Here is a 20,133-nt window from a genome sequence, read left to right as displayed (position 1 = left end):
ATCGAGAAAAAAAATATAATAATCATAAGAAGTTTGGTCGTCACAAGAATAATCATAATAATCGCGATCAACGTAATGGTAATAATAGCAATGGTCAGCAACGCCGAAAAAGACAGGGGTTTGAAGAGGATGGTCATGTTATGGGTGGCAAAGGGATAGACGAGATCGAAAGAGTGCCTGTATCTGAAATTGACCTTTCAGATATTGATCTTACAGAACAAGAGAAAAAAGAACTGAGTTCAAAACACCTTAAACAAAAGAAGATTAACGACCTTACGGACCTTGCAACGAAGTTTAAGGTTGAAAATGCGGCGGGGCTCAGACGCCAAGAGTTAGTATTTGAAATCCTTAGAAGGGCTGCAACCTTAGGGGACATTTATGGAGATGGTGTTCTTGAAATTCTGCCAGATGGGTATGGGTTTTTAAGATCTCCTGACTATAACTATCTGCCAGGTCCAGATGACATTTACGTGAGCCCATCACAAATTCGTCGTTTTGGTCTAAGAACGGGCGATACGGTTGTAGGGACGGTAAGACCACCTAAAGAAGGAGAAAGATATTTTGCTCTTTTAAAGGTGGATGCGCTCAACTATGAGCCGCCTCAGCACGCCAAAGATAAAATTCTATTCGACAACTTAACGCCACTTTATCCTTGTGAAAAACTAAAGCTAGAGCACAACCCTTCAGAGTACACGACCCGAGTGATTGATCTTATGGCCCCCTTAGGTAAAGGCCAGAGAGCCCTTATTGTGGCTCCTCCTAGAACAGGTAAAACGGTCATTCTACAGAATATTGCTAACGCTATTACGGCCAATCACCCTGAAGTGACACTTATCGTACTGTTGATTGATGAACGTCCTGAAGAGGTGACAGACATGTCACGTAATGTGAAGGGCGAAGTGGTCAGCTCGACCTTTGACGAGCCACCAACACGACACGTTCAAGTGGCTGAAATGGTCATTGAAAAGGCCAAGCGGTTGGTGGAGCATAAGCACGATGTTGTGATCTTGCTGGACTCGATTACAAGACTTGCGCGCGCCTACAACACGGTTGTGCCACCATCTGGAAAGATTCTTTCTGGGGGTGTGGACTCCAATGCTCTGCACAGACCTAAAAGATTTTTTGGTGCGGCGAGAAACATTGAAGAAGGCGGAAGTCTCACTATTATTGCTACCGCGCTGATTGATACGGGTTCAAGAATGGACGAGGTCATTTTTGAAGAATTTAAAGGAACTGGTAACGCTGAAATTTTACTGGATCGTAAATTGATGGAAAAACGTATCTTCCCATGTATGGACATCAATAAGTCAGGTACGCGTAAAGAAGACCTGCTGACAGATAAGGCTGACTTGAACAGATTGTGGATTCTTAGAAAGGTTCTAGCCCCCATGAATGTGGTAGACAGTATGGAGTTCTTGTTGGGCAAGTTAGAATCAGACAAGACCAACATTGACTTTTTAAAGGGCATGAATCAGTAGCGGCGAGGAGGAGAGAGGCAAATGATCTCCCCTTTTTTTTGCTCTAATCCCCGTTGTGTTTTACTAAGGGAGTGCCTCTTAGGAGAGCATTCGCGAATACATCTGCGGCTAAGGAACCTGAGTTTCTGAGCTATAAAAAGCCAGTAATTTTGACCATAGGCCGTAACTATATAAAAACACAGGATATTTTAGGTATTTGCCAACCTTAAAAAAGCTTTAATGAAACATTGATTTTTAATTCTAGGAAGACTATAAAGTAGGCTTTCCAAGCAGGAGCAAGATAGTGAAAAAAGACATTCATCCCAATTACAGACCCGTTGTTTTCAAAGACATTTCAGCAGACTTTGCTTTTTTAACTTACTCAACAGTTCAAACCAAAGAAACTATTGAGTGGGAAGACGGTAAAGAGTACCCGCTTTACAAAGTTGAGATTTCTAGTGCTTCACACCCTTTCTATACAGGAACACAAAAAGTTCTTGATACTGAAGGACGTATTGATCGTTTCAAGAAGAAGTACGCTCGTTTCTCAAAAAACTAGATATTCATTTAGAACTTTTAAAGGTCCTTTTGTTAGCAAAAGGACCTTTTTTTATTTAAAATCCATCGGTATCCTATATCCATAAAGAGTGTCTCTGAAATTAAGGCAGGATTCATGTTCGACAAACTACAAGAAGTAGAAAGAAAGTTTGAAAAAGTGGAAAGAGATTTGCAACGTCCTGAGGTTGCAAACGACCAGAAAAAATATCAACAGCTAATGAGAGAGTTTTCCGAACTGCAACCTATCGTTGAGGCCTATCGCAAATATGCAGGAATCAAAAAACAAATCCAAGATAATAAACAGTTGTTGATTGATGAGAAGGATGAAGAACTTCGGGATTTAGCCAAAGAAGAGTTAGGACAACTAGAACCTGAATTAGAATTGCTGGAACAAGAACTTAAAATCAGTCTTTTACCCAAAGACCCCAACGACGACAAGAACGTGATTTTAGAAATCAGAGCAGGCGCAGGTGGTGATGAGGCCAGTCTGTTTGCTGAGGAATTGTTTCGTGCGTACCAACACTATGCTCAGTCCCAGTCATGGTCAGTAGACCTGATGTCTTTTGCTGATGGTAATGCAGGTGGAGCCAAAGAGATCATTGCCAGTATATCGGGTGCCAAAGTTTTTAGTAAAATGAAATACGAAAGTGGTGTTCATCGAGTGCAAAGAGTTCCGCAAACAGAAACTCAAGGCCGTGTTCATACGTCGACAATTACCGTGGCGGTGATACCAGAAGCCACTGAAGTGGATATTAAACTTGATCCTAAGGATGTCAAAGTGGATGTGTACAGATCAAGTGGTGCGGGTGGACAGCACGTTAACACCACAGACTCTGCTGTCAGATTGACACATCTTCCTTCGGGCATTGTGGTCACTTGTCAGGATGGTCGATCTCAGATTCAAAACCGTGAAAAGGCATTTAAAATTTTATACTCACGACTGCAAGCGGCAGAAGAGGAACGTAAGATTAAAGAAGCCTCCGATCAGCGTTTAAGTCAGATCGGTACAGGTGATAGATCCGAAAGAATCAGAACTTATAATTTCCCTCAGACTCGTGTGACCGATCACAGAATTGGTTTAACATTACATCGTATTGACGAGATTATGGGCGGGAATATGTCGTTGGTCGTAGATCCCTTGATCACCTACTTCCAAGCTGAAGCGCTAAAGCGTTCTCAAGGTGAGGGCTAAATTTGATTCTTAAAGAAATTTATAGCTTTATCAAAAATAAATACGAACTGTCTGAGCCAGATGCTCGCGCTCTTATTGAATTTCAGCTGCAAAAGGATTTTTCTTTGATCATCGGGTCACAAGAAGAGATTTCCAAGCGGGATTTAAGTTTATTGGAAAAAGAGGCTTACAGTCTTCAACAGGGCTATCCGTTATCATATATTTTAAATGAACACTTTTTTTATAAACATAAATTTTATGTAGATAACAATGTTCTCATTCCTAGAACGGAAACTGAATATCTTGTAGAACTTGTAATTAAAGATTTAAAAAACCAAGGGCGCACACCTCAACTCATCATGGATATTGGTGCAGGCAGTGGGTGTATTGGTATAAGTCTGTTGCTGGAATATCCGCAATCAAAAGTATTTTTTGTAGAAGACTCACCAGGAGCAGTGGCAGTCACTCTTAGGAATTTAAGAAATCATAAGATTGATGAAAATAGATATGCAATTAGTTCTAGTCTGATCGAAGCGCAAAACCTATTAGCAGGACAAAAATTAGACCTGATTGTTTCTAATCCGCCTTATATTGCTAGTGAAGATCAAAGAGTTGATGACAATGTGAAGCTCTATGAACCTCCTCATGCTTTGTACGCGGATGATGATGGTTACGCCTATCTAAAGGGTTGGTCTATTTGGAGTAAAAATAATATTAAAGCAAAGGGTACAATCTATTTTGAATTTGGAGAGGGTCAAGCTGGAGAACTGGGAACCTATGCGGAAGCTCAAGGTTGGACCTATAAAATCTTAAGAGATCAATTTCAGGTAGATAGATTTTGGCATTTAGATGAGGGAGTCTAAGCATGGATAGAATTAAAATTGAAGGTGGGCAAAAGCTGATGGGTGAGGTGAAAGCTAGCGGAGCAAAAAACTCCAGTTTACCTATTTTATTTGCAACATTGCTTGCTGAAGGAAAATTTGAGTTGAATAAAGTCCCTCATCTTGCAGACACATTATCCACCATTGCTTTGTTAGAGGTGCTGGGATGTCAGTCGGATTACAACAATGGTCGTTTGATCATTGACCGACCCTCGACGATCGAAAAAGAAGCTCCGTATGACATCGTAAGGAAAATGCGTGCTAGTATTTTATGTTTGGGGCCCCTAGTGGCAAAGGAAAAAACCGCTAAGGTCAGTTTGCCAGGGGGATGTGCCATTGGCTCGCGTCCCATCAATTTACATTTAGAAGCCTTAAAAAAAATGGGCGCTCAAGTAGAACTTAAAGATGGATATGTTTACGCCTCAGCCCCAGAGGGCCTGAGTGGTGCTCACATTGCTTTTGATATGCCGACAGTGGGTGGGACCGAAAATATTTTAATGGCAGCCACTTTGGCAAAAGGAACCACAGTCATTAACAATGCCGCACGTGAACCTGAAGTGGTCGACTTAGGAGAAATGCTCATTAAAATGGGTGCAAAAATTAAAGGTTTAGGAACCTCCATTATCGAGATTGAGGGTGTGGACCAACTTCATGCGGTAAAGCATGAAGTGATTGCGGATCGTATAGAAGTAGGGACCTTATTGATTGCGGGCGCCATCACTGGTGGAAAGGTTAAGGTTACAGAGTGTAACCCAGAGCATCTAGAGGCTTTCTTAGAAAAGCTTAAAGAAACAGGTGTGAAAGTAGAAATTGGCAATAATTGGATTGAAGTGGATGCCACACTGGGAAGACTGAAAAGTACAAATATCACAACTATGCCCCATCCAGGTTTTCCTACAGACTTACAGGCACAATTTATGACATTGCTGTGTGCTTGCGAGGGTGTGGGATCTGTGAAGGAAACCATTTTTGAGAATAGATTTATGCACGTGCCTGAGTTGAATAGACTGGGTGCGGAGATAGAGGTGAATACTAGGACTGCGGTAGTTAAAGGTAAACGTCCTGCGTTCAGTGGGACCACCGTTATGGCCACAGACCTTAGAGCCAGCGCTTCGTTAGTGTTAGCGGGGCTGATTGCAGATGGTGTGACTTATGTAAAGCGCATCTATCATTTGGATCGAGGTTATGAAAATCTAGAAAACAAACTGGCATCGCTGGGCGCTAAAACACAAAGAGAAAAAGACCTGTAAGTCGCAGAGGTCTCACTGAGGTGATCCTTTCATTCGACGTGACCATGTCAGGACGGAAACAGTGTCAAAGCTGTCTCCAAAATTAAGATATAAGCTTAGAGTTAGGATGGATCGACCATAAAAAAAAGCCCTGGTTTAAGAGGGGAGAAAACCAGGGCGGAGTGCCAAGTAGGCAGGAGACAAAGAAAGAGGGGCTATCTTTGTATTTTGATACTTGTCACAATCAAATTAGGTAAAAATTGGGGGCGCGATGGAAGAGCTTGTTTCACCACAAAGCCTTCAACTTGATACAGACCATGTAAATCTAAACGCTCAAAGTCAATATCAGAGGAATTGAGTTCTACAGTAAACCGAGCTTGGCTTGGAAGAGCTATAAAGTACACCTTGTTGGTGTTTTCAAACTGCAAAGGTGTCACTTCAAAATGTCCAACAAGACTTTGGGCAGAAGCACTGACATGTCCAGTGCTCATATCATTAGCTTGAATATCAAGTAATTTACGTTCTTTTAAAAAGCTCAGTTCAGCCTTGATCTGGTCTAGTTCCAATTTCAAAGCTTGAGGGTCGATTGTGCTTTCAGCTCTGACAGTGGCTGAGATCACTAAAACGGCTACAACGTAAACCGAAAGTAAGATTTTTTTCCAATGTGATTTTACTAAATACGTCATCTTCATACACCTCTCTATAGGCAAGTGGTGTGCCAACTTGAGACGTCTTCTTCTCTTTTTTATTTTGATTTGGGAATAAGTTGTTTAGAATAAAAGTATGACTTTGGAACCAGGTCTAGAAGCGACTTCGTATGTATACAAAAAAGACAAGTAATATTAAGATGTTACGGGTTGGTTCCAGTCTGGAGCTGAAAACCGTTTTGGAACTGGAGTGAGATGGCACAAAAGTGGATCACAAGAGACGCCCTGGGAAGAATTGCAGGACCCTTTGATACCTCAGAGGTCATACAAAGAATTCACCAAGGTTTAATTACAGAAGAGGATTCTGTAGCTGCCTATCCAGAAGGCAAATGGATTTCTGTTACTAAAGAAGTGGCCTTTTTTGACGAGCTGCTTAACGCGCTGTCAGGGAATCGGCGTGGACGTTCCTCTGAACCTGCTGAGAGTCCAAAGGTGACATCTACGAATTCTACAAGCAAAAGTATTACTGAAAAAAGTAACAGCAAAACTAAGTCCATCACTCAAACTTCGACTTCAGATAAGACCGCGGTTTTAAATAATGATGAGAACACAAAAACTTTAGCCATTGAGGCTCCCAAAGATACGGGCTACGGAGATGAGACTTCAAGAATCACAAAGCCTATTATTGCGGAAGTCCCAAGTGGTATCACAACGACAGAAAAACAAATTGTGACAACAGAAGGGGCAAAAGCCAAAGCCAGTCCTGCCGCCCTTTTTTCGCAGAAAGATGTTTTTGATATTCAAAAACATCAAAAGATAACACTGGTTGAGAAGTATAATAGATATTTCGGGATTGCGATTATTCTCATGGCTTTAACTGCTGCGGCGTATTTTTTCTGGCCAGAGAAAGTAGATTCTATTACTGGAGACGAGTTTAAACTTCGACCACCAAGGTTTAACCAAAATAAAATTGCAAGGGAGCTTGAAGAGAGCAAAGTCACCTTGGCCTATGCAAAAATCAGACAAGGTACCTTTGCAGATTTTAGGGATGCACAAAATGAGTTGATTCAAGTTTTAGAAAGTACAGCAAATAACAAAGAAGCATTAGCACTACTTTGCTTTTCATATTTTCATCTTTGGGATTACACAGAAAAGAACTCAAGAGATCTCAACGCAGTAAGTGTTGTTACAAAAAAAGCAACCTCAGTAGATCGTTTTGGTTTTCAAGGGAAAACCTGTCGGTTTGTTGATTTTATGGTGAGAGCTCAGTACCAAGAAGCTCAAAAAGTTGTAGATGACGTCTTAGATAGTGAAGAGGGCGCGTCCAACGTGACGTTCAGTTATTTTAATGGATACCTTAAGGCCTCCCGTAGAGATCTTATTTCTGCTGAAGGGTATTTAAGTGCTGCCATTGCTCGAAGCCAAGCGCTTTCTACTCAAACGAGTAACAACGAGTTTACAGTGATGTGGCAGGCTTTGGCAGATGTGCAAAAAGAGTTGGGTAAATCTAATGAAGCCTATAAGTCAGCTCAAAGAATTTTAGCCATCAATCCTGCATTCGTCGATGCGATGCTCATCAAGGGTGTTTTGGAGTATCGGGCATTTAGAAAACCAAAAGTCTCAAAGAGCACTCTACAGAAAGCCTTTATGCTAGTGGCTAATAATAAAGCTAATAAAAAGAAACTTTCAGAAGCCTACTTGGTGTTAGCAGAGGTGGCACTCAGTGAAAAGAACAGGAAAGCCGCTTTAGAATACGCTGTGGCCGCCTATAACTATAACCCTGGAAATACCATTGCTAAAAACCTTGCTATTGAACTGGGTGGAAACAATAAAGTAGGACGTAAAAAAGTATTAGCGCAGCAACTTGTGATTGAGGGTGAACAGAGTTTGCAAGAGTCAGGGTGTGCTACTGCTCAGGCCTTTTTTAAAGAGGCTTACAAGTTAGATCCGCAAAACGGGTATGCAGCACTTAAAACAGCTCAGTGTTTGTGGGAGCTGAGCTTTTCCATGGATGCGATTCGTTGGATTGAAAATGCTATTTTGGCTGATCCGACACTGATCGAAGCCTATGTGACAGCCGCCAGTTTTTATATTGCTCGTTATGATTTTGATGCTGCACTGAAAGTATTATTAAAAGGCAGAAACAGAGCGCCGAGAAGTTATGAAATATTTAGGGGCCTAGCTTCTTTGGAGCTTAAAAGAGGAAATCCAAAATTAGCCGTCGGCTACTGTAATGAGGCCTTAAAGATTTATGATGCCGACACGGGCACACTCATTTTGATGGCTAAAGCATTATTGGATTTGGGTGATAATGATAAGGCCTTCCAGTATATTGTGCGCGCAGGCGAAAACGATTCGCGTAACGTAGAAGTGCACACCACTCACGGTAAGGTTCTTTATAAAAGCCAAGGTATCTTTTCCTCTATGGAGTATCTAACAAATAGGATCAACAGTTTCCCGCTTGAGCCCGCATACCGTGTGGCTTTGGCTGAGGTCTTATATGAGGACCAGAAACTACAAGAAGCAGAACGAGTGGCGCGAGAGGCTCTGCAATTTGATGCTAAAGCCAAGAGTGCTTATATGGTTTTGGGGAAGGTTCTTAAGGAGCGAGGTCAAAAGGATCAAGCGCTGAACTACTTTCTTGATGCACATGGTGTGGACCCCTCGGATGCGGAACCACTTTTTGAAGCGGGCAAGATTTATATTGAAGGGCGACAGTTTGACGAGGCCATCAAGCAGTTCAGGCGTATTCTGGCCATTAACCCAAGGTATCCCAATGTTTATTTGAATATGGCTCAGGTTTATTATGCACAAGGTAAACTGGAGGAGGCTCTTAAAGAGGCTCAAGAAGAGATTCGAAACTATCCAGATAATTACGAACCCTATATTTTATCGGCCCAAATTTACTTTAATTTAGGCGAGTCCCAAAGAGGGGCATTGGGGAATCTGAATAACGAGACGATCACAGAGGAGAATGCCAAACATCTAGAGAATGAAAAACGGGCCACCTATGCTAAGATGATCTCCTATCATAAATTATGTGCAGGCGCTTACCAGCAGGCCATTGATATTGCCCCACCGCAGGGCACGGTCTATATTGATTTATCTAGATGTTATCGTTTTTCTGGAGATTTGGATAAAGCCCAAAAAATGGTGGAAAAGGCCATTAACTTAGAGCCAGGTAACCCTGTGGTGTGGCGAGAAAATGGACTTATTTTTGAGCAAAAAGGGGATTTTCCTTTAGCCATGGAAGCCTACAAAAGATATCTCATCCTCAATCCCAACGCGAAGGATAGAGATCAGATTGTAGGGCGTATGAGAAGTCTGGAAACGAAGATTGATTAAAAGGACACAGCTTTGGATAGTGAATACAGTCGCAACGGAAATATAAAAAAGAAGGCCCTCCACTTTTTAGTAAAATCCTTATCCGCATTTTTTGTTGGGTTTGTGGTGTCTTTAGTTGGAAGACAGTTGATAGGGTATGATACCTTTGGCTTTATCTTTGTGGGAGTAGTCTTTGCGGGGCTGTTCTTGAAGGCCTTGGGACGAGCGGGATTGATGAAAATTCTTGTCTTTGACTCCTTTTTTGTTTTCTTGTTATTGCTCTTAGGCATGTATATAAATTTAGCTCCGAAGCTATAAAATACAAATGCCAGCGTGATCCATAGCAATTAGTGTGGTAAATGTAGGCTGTTGCAACCAGGGAGGCAACTGTGATCGACCTTAAGTGGCTTGAGTCTGACAAATTAGATGAAAAATGGGGTATGCTTCCAAGAGAAGTTTATAAGCAAAATCTGTCCCATAGAGGTGCTGATCCTAGTGCTGTGGATAAAATTCTTGAGATGAATGAGGCTCGTAAGAAAAAAGTATTTGAAGCGGATACGCAAAAAGCAGAACTCAATGCGATCAGTAAGCAGGTGGCAGAGCTAAAGAAAAATAAACAAGATGCTTCAGACATCATCAGTAAGACCCAAGAGATATCCAAAGCCGTAAAAGCTTTAATGCAAGAAGCGGATGAATTAGATCAAAAACTTAAATACGAGTTATCGATCATTCCCAATCAGTGTGCCAAAGAAGTCCCAGTGGGCAAATCCGAAGAAGACAACCAGCTTGTAAAAGAATGGGGAGCCAAACCAGAGTTTGCATTTAAACCTCTTGAGCATTATGTGCTTGGAGAAAAAAATGGAACCATGGATTTCACTAAAGCAGGACAAGTCACAGGTGCTAGATTTGCGTTTTTAAAAGGTGGTGCGGCTAAGCTTGAAAGAGCCTTGATTCAATTGATGCTAGATACTCATGCCACAGAACACGGATACGAAGAATTTGTCCCACCTTTTATGGTGAATTCAGACAGTCTGTATGGAACTAGTAATTTACCAAAGTTTAAAGAGGATTTGTTTAAGCTAGAGGGGTTTGATTATTTTCTGATCCCCACAGCTGAAGTTCCACTGACGAATTACCATCGAGAAGAAATTTTAGATGAAGCCCAACTGCCAAAATTGTTTACGGCGTACACTCCTTGCTTCAGATCTGAAGCGGGAAGTTACGGGCGAGACACAAAGGGTTTAATCAGACAGCATCAGTTTAATAAAGTAGAGCTTGTTAAAATTTGTCATCCCGAAGAATCAGAAGCTCAGCATGAAAAGCTTCTTAGCGAAGCCGAAAGCATTTTGCAAAAGTTAGAGTTGCACTATCAAGTGGTGAGTTTGTGCACAGGCGACATTAGTTTTGGTGCGCAAAAATGTTATGATATCAACGTATGGCTGCCAGGACAGAATGCGTATCGTGAAATCAGTTCGTGTTCTAATTTTGGTTCTTTCCAGGCACGCAGAGCAGGAATTAGATTTAGGTCTAAAGACCCTAAAGCGAAACCTCAGTTTTGCCACACACTAAATGGTTCTGGGCTTGCCGTGGGCAGAACTTTGATTGCTATCTATGAAAATTATCAAAATGAGGACGGAAGTATTACCGTTCCAAAAGTTTTAAGGCCATACTTAAATGGGCTTGAGCGCATCTAATAAGGGGTTAGGGTATGAGAGACATGTTTAAATACATCGTGGCCACAGTCATCGGCTCTATTGTGGGTCTGTTTTTCTGTTTTATGTTCTTTGTGATTATTGTTGCTGGGATTTTTTCATATATGGGCCAGATGTCATCCAAAGGCGTTTCAAAGATTGAAGATCAAAGTGTATTGGTGCTCAATTTCCAACAGCCTCTTCGTGAACGTAGAGATGAGTGGTCTTATCTCCTTGGGACGTTCCACGCTCCAACTCTAAGACAGGTGACCCAAGCTATCGACTATGCAGCCCAAGATAGCAAGATCAATGGAATTTACTTGGATTTAAGTTCAACAGCCCCTTTGGGATGGAGTACAACAAAGGCCGTTCGTGAAGCTCTTGAGAAATTTAAATTATCCTCAAAATTTATTTATGCTTACGGGGATTATTACACTGAAGGCACTTATTATCTGGCTTCTGTTGCGGATAAAGTTTTTATGCACCCCAAAGGTGAATTTGCTTGGGATGGGATTGCAACAGTGCCTATGTTTTACAAAAGATTATTTGAAAAGTTGGGCGTAAAACCCGTGATCTTTAGAGTGGGCAAATACAAGTCTGCCGTTGAACCTTTTATTCAAACTGAGATGAGTGAAGCCAGCCGCATACAAGTGTCGGCTTTGGTGGATGATCTATGGCAAGAGCTCATTTCGGCTGTAACTACATCCAGAAAATTGGACCCGCAAGATGTAGAGAAAATGGCGGAGCATCTTGAAGTGCGCACGGCTGAAGAGGCCCTAGAAAAAGGAATGATTGATGGTTTAAAACTAAGATCAGAAATTTTTGAAGAGTTTTTGATTGTAAAAGCTAACGATGAAATCAAGAAAAAAGATTATGATCGTCTTGTGGGACTGAGCAGATATTTGATGGCGAACAAAGGGGATATGTTTGATGACATGGGCTCCCCTGCAGAACTGTTTCAGGTTTCCAAAACAAGTGAGGATAAGACCGAAGATGTCATTGCATTGATCCAGGTTGAGGGTGTGATCATGCCTGGCAAAAGCAACGAAGAGACGACGGGCTCTGATGATATTGTCAGCCAAATTCAAAAAGCTAAATACGACAAGAACGTAAAGGGTGTCATCGTTCGGGTAAATAGCCCTGGTGGCAGTGCCTTAGCTTCAGATGTGATCTGGTCTGAGATTAAAAGACTAAGAGAGATCAAGCCCGTGTACGCGTCCTTTGGTGATGTGGCGGCTTCAGGTGGATACTATGTGGGTGTAGCTGCTGAAAAGATTTATGCGCACCCCAATACCATTACGGGTTCAATTGGTGTGTACAGCGTGCTGATGGATGTGCAAAAAGGGGCCAATGAAAAATTGGGTCTAAGTTTTGATAGGGTCGTGAGCCACCCTTATGCAGATCGAGGTTCAGCTGTGCGTACGATGTCACCGCAAGAGGTTCATTTTTTCCAAGAAGACACTAATCGTGTTTACAGAAGATTTATTGAAGTGGTGCAGTCAGGGCGCGAGATGGATACATATCAAGATGTTCACAATATTGCTCAGGGACGTGTCTGGTCAGGAACACAAGCCAAACAGATTGGCCTTGTGGATGAGTTGGGGAACCTAGAGGATGCCATAGCCACCTTAGCCGAAGAGTTAAAGATCACCGACAGTTACAGAGTCAAAGAGATGAGATCAGAGATGAGTTTTGGTTTCCTATTTTCTGGAATGATTCACTATTCTTTTCTTCAAAAGTTACCTGAAGAAATGAAAATTTTTGCTCAAACTTTGCTCAATAAAAATGCAACTTACCAACCCGTCAAAGAGGCGGATCGAGTTTGGGCTATAGCCCCTGCTTTACAGATTAGATAATTAAGGCGGAACGCATCAAACAGCCGCTTTGCTGAATAAAAATCGTTGAATACTCTCTTGAAAACCAATAGAACGGTAGATGGAGAGATGGCAGAGTGGTTGAATGCACCAGTCTTGAAAACTGGCGGGCCTTTGCGGGTCTCGGGGGTTCGAATCCCCCTCTCTCCGCCAAACTTCTGCAATCGCAAAAAACCAATTTAGTCATTAACCAACAAAACTAACTAGTTGAAATAACTTAAAGGGCTTGGCTCCCTTAGATGGAATCTTTCAAAATCGGTTCAACTCTCTTCATGGTGAGTGAAACCATATAAAGTCGAGAGTACAAAATACCAATTCCAACATGAGGGCAAAAATGACCCCAGCTTTTACTGGTGCTGCTCCGCCAGATAAACCATTAAAGCCTGACTGTTCTGTCCAACCTAACTGCGCATAAACAGACATGCTATCAAGCAAACCATACTCGCATCGAATATGAACCTAGTAACCAGGACGCCTTACCCCATCGGGCCGAAACGTGCGATCGTAGCAAACAACGGCAGTTCCATCACAAGGCAAATTTTTTGGATTCTCTGGATAGGGCAATCCTTCAACATAAACTCGATTTGGAGACTCTATCCCCCAGTGAATTTTAAAAATCTTTTGTGATGGAATAAAAGCGTAGCTGGCCTTTTGATAATTCGGACCATGGTTTATCCAATAACTTTTTTGTCTCCATTTAAAAAATAAATCGCCCTCAAGGCCCAAGTCGCTAGTAGGATATAGGATTTCACCATAAAAATAGTTATCTGGATCTTCGGGTACGATGGCCTTACTTTTAAGGGCTAAATATGAAACATCGGGACTGTCGTAAAGCGAAGAGTCATAAACTACATTCCCTTTAGCAATGGGCCAAATGGCCACGGAGTCATCACAAAGCTCACGATTAGGATGGGCGGCAGCCGCCGAGCAATCTCCAGGTGGTTTCTCGTACACACCTGTCGCATTTTCAATAATGCCGTTGTATTTGTCCTGTGAAGCCATAGGGACAGTCCAAAGCTCGGCTTCAGCTTGAATCAGCCATCTTTGTATATATGGTTTGGAATAGTCATAATAAACTGAGCTGCTGTTTAACATCTCTTTTTGTAAAATGTTTGTTAAATCCTGTTGCAGCTCAAAAGTTTGCCAAGAGTAAATGGGAACCGCTGCTTTTTTTATTAAATCTCGAGTGGGAATTTCAATTTGTGCTCTTGGTATTTTTTCATAATCCGTTTTGTGAGATAGAATAATATTAGAGTCATGCGGCGACACATTACCTATGATATGAGGTATTGCGACACTCTCTCCTTCATCTAAAAGAATTGGTTTTGTCAGTAAATTGGTGTCCAGTGGGCCCGTATAGGTATCAGGATCTGGTAGACCTTGAGCGATCATTTTGGCACGAAGATCGGGGCCCACCCAACCAATGTGTCTGAAGGAATAATGGTATTGGCATATTGTGCCTTCAATTCGCCAATGGTTCGACGTTCCGATGTAGATAAAGTCTGGTGGATAAATGTCAATGAGTGCCACTCGGGTAATTTTAAAATCGTCAGAAGGCGAAATAAGATGCGGACGTGCAGCCATTACCCAACTTGTTTGCAGGCCACAATCTTCACCCGCCTCACAAATACCATCATCATCCCCCTTGCCATCACCAGATACTTCTACCAAATGGGATTCATTATCTGTGTGATTAAAATTCGCCATCATATTGGCTTTACCGTCATCCCCAGCATGGCCTGTGTGAGGTGTTCCTGCGCGGGCCGACCAAGGGAAAATATAAAGCCGTAGTTTTTTATTTGGGTCATTATCTGGACTATGGATAAAAATTTTCTCAGCCTCACCAAGACCGTTGCGTTCAATTTCGTAATTAAATAAAAAGGCTGATGGTGGCGGGGCGCAGCTCTTAATGTCACTTCCCTTCTTGCTGCTACAAGATGCAAAAAACAAGGGTACACTACAAAGAATAAGTTTAAATGTGATTTTCACAGAAACACCCCTCTCGACCAAATTGTAGTACCAATAAAGATGTTTTGGAAACAAAATTAGACTGTAAATGCAAAATATAGCATTAACTTGGTGAGTTATAAGAGCGCTCATTTGGCAAGTATGGTTTTGTTTAGATTACGGTTCGACCTGCTTTAAAAATTAAAAAATTAAAAAATTCAATATCACTTATAATCATTTCAGTAGAGATCAAGACATCGGATTCCTAGACAAATTTACAGGAAGGGTTCAGTCTCATAATACTGAACAATGGAGATCGTATGGCACTTAAAGTTTATGAATACAAAAATTGTAGCACCTGTCAGAAGGCTAAAAAGTGGCTAGAAAATAATGATATTGCTTATACGGCTTTACCTATTGTAGAGCAGCCACCCTCCTTGCAAGAGCTAAAAACAATGCTTTCACACATCAGAGAGCGGGGTGGAGACCTAAAACATCTCTTCAATACTTCGGGCGAGCAGTACCGAATGTTGAAAGTCTCTGACAAACTTAAGGCGGGGATGAGTGAGTCTGAAGCTCTAAAGCTTTTGTCCAAAAATGGCAAATTGATCAAACGTCCCTTCGTGCTTGCAAAGGGCAAAGGCACTGTAGGCTTTAAAGAGGACGTTTGGAGTGAAATTTTCTAAAACCGTCTCATTTTAATATATTAAGTAAAATCTCAAAACGACCGTTTAGCCTTTTGTACAGATTTGCAAGAGAGATTTTATGAAATGGATATTTGTTATTACGGTTCTCTTTAATTACAGCGTTTTTGCAAATGAAAACGAAGAGTTCATCGAAGAGGGAAGCACAACAAGAGCCATCCAGCAATGTGAACCGATTATTGCTACTAGTAAAAGTAACAATAAAAGGGTAAAGGCTGAAAAGTGTTTTTATGGTTTTGGAGGCATTGGCTTTGATCCCAATAACCCTCCTGTTTTTTATTATGTGGGTGACAAGGAAGTCGAAGAAGAGGACTTTTTAAGAAATTACACAGAGCAAGCCCAACTCTCGCCTGAAGAGGCCAATAAATATAAATGTGATGGCAAGTCAGGTGACGATCTACAGTGCCTCATCTGTAACTGTTATTTTGAGACAGGTGCCGATGGCAACACAAGAAAAAATATCAGTCACGAAGAACGTGTTATGGTGGCTAAAGTGGTCACTTCACGGGTTTTAAATCCAAGTTTTGCCAATAGTGTGTGTGGTGTTGTGCACGAGAGAAGTGCTTCTGGAAGAGCCCAGTTCAGCTGGATTAGACTTTGGAATGACAACTGTGCAGATGGGACTCAAAACTGTAAAAACGAAGATGCTTCAGACCCGAACCATAAGATCAATACTGTCTTAGCGCCACCTACACAACATGACAACTCGCCTAAAGGTAAATTGATTCGTAGCTGTACCCAAGCAGCTAAAGAAGCTTTAAGAGACAGAAAAAAGTACTTTGCTTCTTACTACCTGACACCAGGTGCAGAGCAAGATTCAGCTTGGGCGAAGTCTTGTCGAGAAATGTATAAAACATTGAATAACAGAGTTGCGGCTGGCCCATCTGGAAACAGTTTATCCCATGTTTTTTATAAAGCATGCAGTGAGGACGAATTAAATTTAGCTGATGGACTACAACAGCCTTCAATTCCGTTTCCGCACCCACGTCCAAGACCCAACCCTAGAACTCAGAGCGGAACAAACTAAATAGATTTTAAATTTTCAAAGTGACAGACAGGACCATGCCCGTGGCCCAGTCTTAACTTTGATCCGTTTTGAATGGCTTTAGAAATAAAATCCTTAGCGTGAAAAAAAGCCCTTTCAATACTGAGGCCACTTGCCAGATACGCAGTCATGGCAGACGAAAATGTGCACCCAGTACCATGTGTATTGAGAGTGTGTATTCTTGGAGTACTTATCCATTGTGGCGAGTGGGGCGCTGCCTTGGTCAGCAGCAGATCGTGGGCCAACGGGTCGTCTAAATGACCGCCTTTCATCACAACAGCTTCGGGCCCAAGTTCCAGTAATAAAAGAGCCGCTTGAGCCATGTCTTGCGTAGAAGAGATCTTCATATTTAATAACACTTCTGCTTCGGGAATATTGGGAGTAAGAAGAGTAGCAAGCGGTAAGAGTCGTTGTTTCAGTGTGCTAACGGCAGAAGGCTCAAGTAAAAGGTCTTTGCTTTTGGCAACCATCACGGGATCGATCACGATGTGTGTTGGCTTATAAAATATAAGACGATCCGCAACCACATCAATGATGTCTGTTCTTTGTAACATTCCAATTTTAACAGCATCAATGGTCATGTCTTCAAAAACAGTGTCGATTTGTTCTGTGACAAATCTGGAACTGACATCATAAATAGCGGTGACCTGTTTTGTGTTTTGAGCGGTTAAAGCCGTAAGAACAGACATTCCATATATACCTATCGCAGAAAAAGTTTTTAAATCAGCCTGAATGCCTGCGCCCCCTCCAGAGTCTGAGCCTGCAATGGTCAATGCGGTGAGGTATCGCCGAGTGGTCATAAAGTCTCCTTTTTTTTATTCATGAGGGTTAAGGATGAGTTCAACTCAAATCCATAAATTCATTTCAAATTTTTATTTAAAGTGCTCAAATCCTTTGAGCGAGATGGGGTGGGGTTTATTTTGGTAGGTGTAAGTCAGGGATAAGGTTTGAGGTAGAATTTTTCCGATAGGCCACAATGAGGTGTTGAATTTTTTATTATAGCCTTCAACTAATGTAGCAAAATTTTCTGGAGCCACAGTCAAAAGTAAACAGTAATCTTCACCTCCTGACAGAGCCAACTCAAATTTATCCCAACCATATTCTTGTGCTACAGAGATTAAAGCTTTTGAAAGTGGTAGATGACTCAGTTCTATCTCTGCTCCGCAAGAGGACTGCTCAAGAATTTTAGGTAAATCTAAATGCAGCCCATCAGAAAGATCCATCATGGCGTGTACATCAGGATGTTGAGCTAACCACTGACTCTCATGGATAAAAGGATAGGGGCGTATATGTTGCTGTATCAAAGATGATTTATAATTTGTTCTTGTTATGGATCTGTCTTTGTGTGTCTGATCAGTATCAGTAAATGGTGTGGGTCGGGTATCGCGTGCGAAGGGTGAGGTTGTTTGTATGAGGGCAGCATCTGTTGTGACTTTTGAGGATGGGGTTTCTAATAGCAGTCTTAGTCCTGCGGCGGAATCCCCTAAATGACCTGTAACACAAATAATATCCCCGATTTGGGCTTGGCTGCGCAACTTACATTGTGAAGTTTTGATAGTTCCCACAAGTGTAATGTTGATCACGATGCCTTTGGGTGATTTGGTCGTGTCGCCACCTAAAATTAAAACGTTATGCTTTTGAGCAAGTTCAGAGACTCCTTGGTAAACCTCTTTGACCCACTCTACAGAAGTGGAAATGGGGAGTGCTAAAGAAATGAAAGCAGATTGTGGCACTCCACCCATTGCGGCGATATCACTCAGATTGACGGCAAGGGATTTATGCCCAAGGTCTTTGGGTGAGATCAGGTGTTTTAAAAAGTGAACGTTCTCAGTCAGAAGATCAGTAGTTATAACAAGAGAATGTGTGTGACTTAAGGGAATAACGGCAGCATCATCACCTATGCCTACATACTGAGAGGGTAAAGTCTGCTTAAGTTCAGAACTTAAAAGCGAAATCAAATTCAATTCACCAATATCAGAAAGTATCATGATTTAAGACTCCTAATAATTCTAGTGTGGCTGCATAAGGGTCTGGTGCGCTACAGATCGCAGAGACAACAGCAATGCCTGATGCCCCTAAATTTTTGACGGTAGAAATATTATGCGTGTGAATGCCACCGATAGCGATATGAGGTTTATCTGGAAAGAGGTTGCAGATATTTTTAAACTCATTTAATGAAGTCAGAGGTGTGATGGCTTTTGTTTGTGTGTGCCACAAAGGTCCTATACCCAAATAGTCAATAGGCGAACCCTGAGCGTCTTTGGCTTCTTGTAAGCTAGAAATAGAAAGACCAATAAACATTTTCCTATCAAAAAGTTCTCGTGCTTTAAAAGGGGAAGTGTCTTTCTGTCCTAAATGTAGTCCATCAGCCTGAACGTCTAAAGCCACATCTAAATCATCATTGATAATCAAGGGTACTCCTACGTTCTGACAGAGGGGTTTAATGGTCTCAGCAAGTTTTAAAAATTTTAAAGGTGATAAAGTCTTTGAACGGATTTGCACGGCTTTCACCCCAGCTTGAAGCGCCATGTGTGCCACATCAAAGGCAGAGTGATGTAAGCAATAGTCTTGGTCCAAAACAAGATACAAAAAAGGCTGCGCAGAATTAAAAGGATTCATAAGTGATCCTTTGCATCCGTGTCAGAGACTTTTCTGTTAAATTATGTAAGGCATCTAAATAATGAATTTGAAAAGTTCCAGGTCCGTGACTGTGGTGTAGGGCAAGCTCACCAGCCACACCAGTGACTACCATAGCAGACTGGACAGCCTCAAAGACAGAATCTGGTTGTAAGGCGACGAAGGCCCCAATCAGTGCTGTGGCAGCGCATCCCATGCCTGTCACACGAGTCATCATCTCGTGGCCATTGTGCACACAGGCAATATGTTTAGCGCTGACAATGTAGTCTATGTGTCCACTCACACACACCACGCATTGAAATTCTTGGGCCAGCTTTTTTGCAGCCTCAATCGCGGCGGCTGAGTCTTCATTGCTATCCACACCTCTGCTTGTATATGAGTGTCCCGCTAAGGCCAGTATTTCTGAAGCATTGCCACGGATGACCGTGGGAGAAGTTGAGCGAAGTAACGACATACAGGTTTGAGTTCTAAATGCAGAAGCCCCCGCGCCAACGGGGTCAAAGATGATCGGTTTATCATTTTTGTAAGCGGAGCACATGGCCGCCTTCATACTTGCAGCCCAAGGTGCATCAAGCGTTCCAATATTGATGACCAGTGCGTGGCAAATCTGAGTCATGGCTTCTTGTTCTTCTAAGGCGTGAGACATAAGAGGTGAGGCTCCCACGGCCAGAAGACAATTCGCCGTCCAGTTCATAACCACATAGTTGGTGATGTTGTGAACCAAGGGATGTGTGGTGCGCACACAATGTAAAGCATTGTATCTAGAGACAGAGGAATTCATAAAATGCTCTATGAAAACGGAGTGATTAAAACGATGTGAAAGCTAAAAGAAAATAAAGTGTGCACCTGAGCTCCTTTCGCCAGCATTACCTGGATCAAGTTATCGGGTCGTTGGGCCATTCCAACCTCTCAGCCACAATACAGTGCAGCTCCCCGTGGATAGAGCCAACATAGAGTAAGCTGTACTT

17 protein-coding genes, 1 tRNA gene and 1 riboswitch are annotated in these 20,133 nt (G+C 42.0%); of the genes, 12 read left to right on the top strand and 6 right to left on the bottom strand.

All coding sequences use genetic code 11. The annotated features are described in order from the left end of the window. Positions 1-263 precede the first annotated feature (263 nt). From rho to murA, 5 genes are all read left to right on the top strand, one after another. Positions 264-1,478: a transcription termination factor Rho gene (gene rho / locus M9899_00980; GenBank protein ID MCO5112727.1), complete on the top strand. Its 1,215-nt coding sequence runs from the start codon at positions 264-266 to the stop codon at positions 1,476-1,478. A 283-nt stretch (positions 1,479-1,761) separates the two neighbouring features. After that, a complete protein-coding gene (locus M9899_00975; GenBank protein MCO5112726.1) occupies positions 1,762-2,016 on the top strand; it encodes a type B 50S ribosomal protein L31 in 255 nt (84 codons plus the stop codon). Positions 2,017-2,130: 114 nt separating this feature from the next. Further along, complete coding sequence (prfA, locus tag M9899_00970) at positions 2,131-3,207, top strand: peptide chain release factor 1 (protein MCO5112725.1); 1,077 nt, start codon at positions 2,131-2,133, stop codon at positions 3,205-3,207. A gap of 2 nt (positions 3,208-3,209) precedes the next feature. Then, a complete protein-coding gene (locus tag M9899_00965) occupies positions 3,210-4,049 on the top strand; it encodes a peptide chain release factor N(5)-glutamine methyltransferase (GenBank protein MCO5112724.1) in 840 nt (279 codons plus the stop codon). 2 nt (positions 4,050-4,051) lie between these two features. Then, complete coding sequence (murA, locus tag M9899_00960) at positions 4,052-5,317, top strand: UDP-N-acetylglucosamine 1-carboxyvinyltransferase (GenBank protein MCO5112723.1); 1,266 nt, start codon at positions 4,052-4,054, stop codon at positions 5,315-5,317. A gap of 194 nt (positions 5,318-5,511) precedes the next feature. Here murA and M9899_00955 read toward each other — a convergent pair whose 3' ends face one another. Continuing rightward, on the bottom strand, positions 5,512-5,988 hold the full coding sequence (locus tag M9899_00955) for a hypothetical protein (protein ID MCO5112722.1): 477 nt from the start codon (positions 5,986-5,988) through the stop codon (positions 5,512-5,514). Positions 5,989-6,198: 210 nt separating this feature from the next. On the opposite strand from M9899_00955, the gene M9899_00950 reads away from it, so the two are divergent. From M9899_00950 to M9899_00930, 5 genes are all read left to right on the top strand, one after another. Next, positions 6,199-9,288 (top strand): tetratricopeptide repeat protein, encoded by a 3,090-nt coding sequence (locus M9899_00950; GenBank protein ID MCO5112721.1) that lies wholly within the window; start codon positions 6,199-6,201, stop codon positions 9,286-9,288. A 12-nt stretch (positions 9,289-9,300) separates the two neighbouring features. Then, positions 9,301-9,585 carry a hypothetical protein gene (locus M9899_00945; protein MCO5112720.1) on the top strand — a complete coding sequence of 95 codons (285 nt, stop codon included), beginning with the start codon at positions 9,301-9,303 and terminating at the stop codon, positions 9,583-9,585. Between the two features lie 122 nt (positions 9,586-9,707). After that, positions 9,708-10,961, top strand: coding sequence for a serine--tRNA ligase (gene serS, locus M9899_00940; GenBank protein MCO5112719.1), 1,254 nt, complete (start codon positions 9,708-9,710; stop codon positions 10,959-10,961). 14 nt (positions 10,962-10,975) lie between these two features. Then, on the top strand, positions 10,976-12,814 hold the full coding sequence (gene sppA, locus M9899_00935; protein MCO5112718.1) for a signal peptide peptidase SppA: 1,839 nt from the start codon (positions 10,976-10,978) through the stop codon (positions 12,812-12,814). Positions 12,815-12,895: 81 nt separating this feature from the next. Beyond that, a tRNA-Ser gene (locus tag M9899_00930) sits at positions 12,896-12,985 on the top strand. 306 nt (positions 12,986-13,291) lie between these two features. On the opposite strand, the gene M9899_00925 is transcribed toward M9899_00930, so the two are convergent. After that, positions 13,292-14,821: a hypothetical protein gene (locus M9899_00925; protein ID MCO5112717.1), complete on the bottom strand. Its 1,530-nt coding sequence runs from the start codon at positions 14,819-14,821 to the stop codon at positions 13,292-13,294. A gap of 278 nt (positions 14,822-15,099) precedes the next feature. Here M9899_00925 and M9899_00920 point away from each other — a divergent pair, with 278 nt between their 5' ends. Together M9899_00920 and M9899_00915 are read left to right on the top strand one after the other, a co-directional pair. After that, positions 15,100-15,465 carry an arsenate reductase family protein gene (locus M9899_00920; GenBank protein ID MCO5112716.1) on the top strand — a complete coding sequence of 122 codons (366 nt, stop codon included), beginning with the start codon at positions 15,100-15,102 and terminating at the stop codon, positions 15,463-15,465. A gap of 79 nt (positions 15,466-15,544) precedes the next feature. After that, on the top strand, positions 15,545-16,510 hold the full coding sequence (locus M9899_00915; GenBank protein MCO5112715.1) for a cell wall hydrolase: 966 nt from the start codon (positions 15,545-15,547) through the stop codon (positions 16,508-16,510). Here the strand turns inward: M9899_00915 and thiD are convergent. The 4 genes from thiD to thiM all read right to left on the bottom strand — a co-directional run bounded on the left by thiD (position 16,507) and on the right by thiM (position 19,946). Beyond that, the gene (gene thiD, locus M9899_00910; GenBank protein MCO5112714.1) at positions 16,507-17,328 is read right to left on the bottom strand and encodes a bifunctional hydroxymethylpyrimidine kinase/phosphomethylpyrimidine kinase; all 822 of its coding nucleotides are present in this window, start codon (positions 17,326-17,328) and stop codon (positions 16,507-16,509) included. The genes M9899_00915 and thiD overlap by 4 nt on opposite strands. Before the next feature lie 72 nt (positions 17,329-17,400). Further along, positions 17,401-18,516: a thiamine-phosphate kinase gene (gene thiL / locus M9899_00905; GenBank protein MCO5112713.1), complete on the bottom strand. Its 1,116-nt coding sequence runs from the start codon at positions 18,514-18,516 to the stop codon at positions 17,401-17,403. Continuing rightward, positions 18,503-19,147, bottom strand: coding sequence for a thiamine phosphate synthase (gene thiE / locus M9899_00900; GenBank protein MCO5112712.1), 645 nt, complete (start codon positions 19,145-19,147; stop codon positions 18,503-18,505). Before thiE ends, thiL begins: the two co-directional genes overlap by 14 nt. Next, a complete protein-coding gene (gene thiM, locus M9899_00895; protein ID MCO5112711.1) occupies positions 19,134-19,946 on the bottom strand; it encodes a hydroxyethylthiazole kinase in 813 nt (270 codons plus the stop codon). The genes thiE and thiM overlap by 14 nt, the downstream gene beginning before the upstream one ends. A gap of 52 nt (positions 19,947-19,998) precedes the next feature. After that, positions 19,999-20,109, bottom strand: a riboswitch (TPP riboswitch). Positions 20,110-20,133: the final 24 nt, after the last annotated feature.

This window comes from Pseudobdellovibrionaceae bacterium (assembly GCA_023954155.1).
In the GTDB taxonomy this organism is placed as follows: domain Bacteria; phylum Bdellovibrionota; class Bdellovibrionia; order Bdellovibrionales; family UBA1609; genus JAMLIO01.
Note: the sequence above shows the minus strand (reverse complement) of the source record. Positions and strands in the feature narration are given on the sequence as shown.

Coding starts and splice junctions, on each gene's coding strand:
- prfA (MCO5112725.1), top strand. CDS start 2,131: ATGTTCGACAAACTACAAGAAGTAGAAAGAAAGTTTGAAAAAGTGGAA.
- murA (MCO5112723.1), top strand. CDS start 4,052: ATGGATAGAATTAAAATTGAAGGTGGGCAAAAGCTGATGGGTGAGGTG.
- M9899_00955 (MCO5112722.1), bottom strand. CDS start 5,988: ATGAAGATGACGTATTTAGTAAAATCACATTGGAAAAAAATCTTACTT.
- M9899_00950 (MCO5112721.1), top strand. CDS start 6,199: ATGGCACAAAAGTGGATCACAAGAGACGCCCTGGGAAGAATTGCAGGA.
- serS (MCO5112719.1), top strand. CDS start 9,708: ATGCTTCCAAGAGAAGTTTATAAGCAAAATCTGTCCCATAGAGGTGCT.
- sppA (MCO5112718.1), top strand. CDS start 10,976: ATGAGAGACATGTTTAAATACATCGTGGCCACAGTCATCGGCTCTATT.
- M9899_00920 (MCO5112716.1), top strand. CDS start 15,100: ATGGCACTTAAAGTTTATGAATACAAAAATTGTAGCACCTGTCAGAAG.
- M9899_00915 (MCO5112715.1), top strand. CDS start 15,545: ATGAAATGGATATTTGTTATTACGGTTCTCTTTAATTACAGCGTTTTT.
- thiD (MCO5112714.1), bottom strand. CDS start 17,328: ATGACCACTCGGCGATACCTCACCGCATTGACCATTGCAGGCTCAGAC.
- thiL (MCO5112713.1), bottom strand. CDS start 18,516: ATGATACTTTCTGATATTGGTGAATTGAATTTGATTTCGCTTTTAAGT.
- thiE (MCO5112712.1), bottom strand. CDS start 19,147: ATGAATCCTTTTAATTCTGCGCAGCCTTTTTTGTATCTTGTTTTGGAC.
- thiM (MCO5112711.1), bottom strand. CDS start 19,946: ATGAATTCCTCTGTCTCTAGATACAATGCTTTACATTGTGTGCGCACC.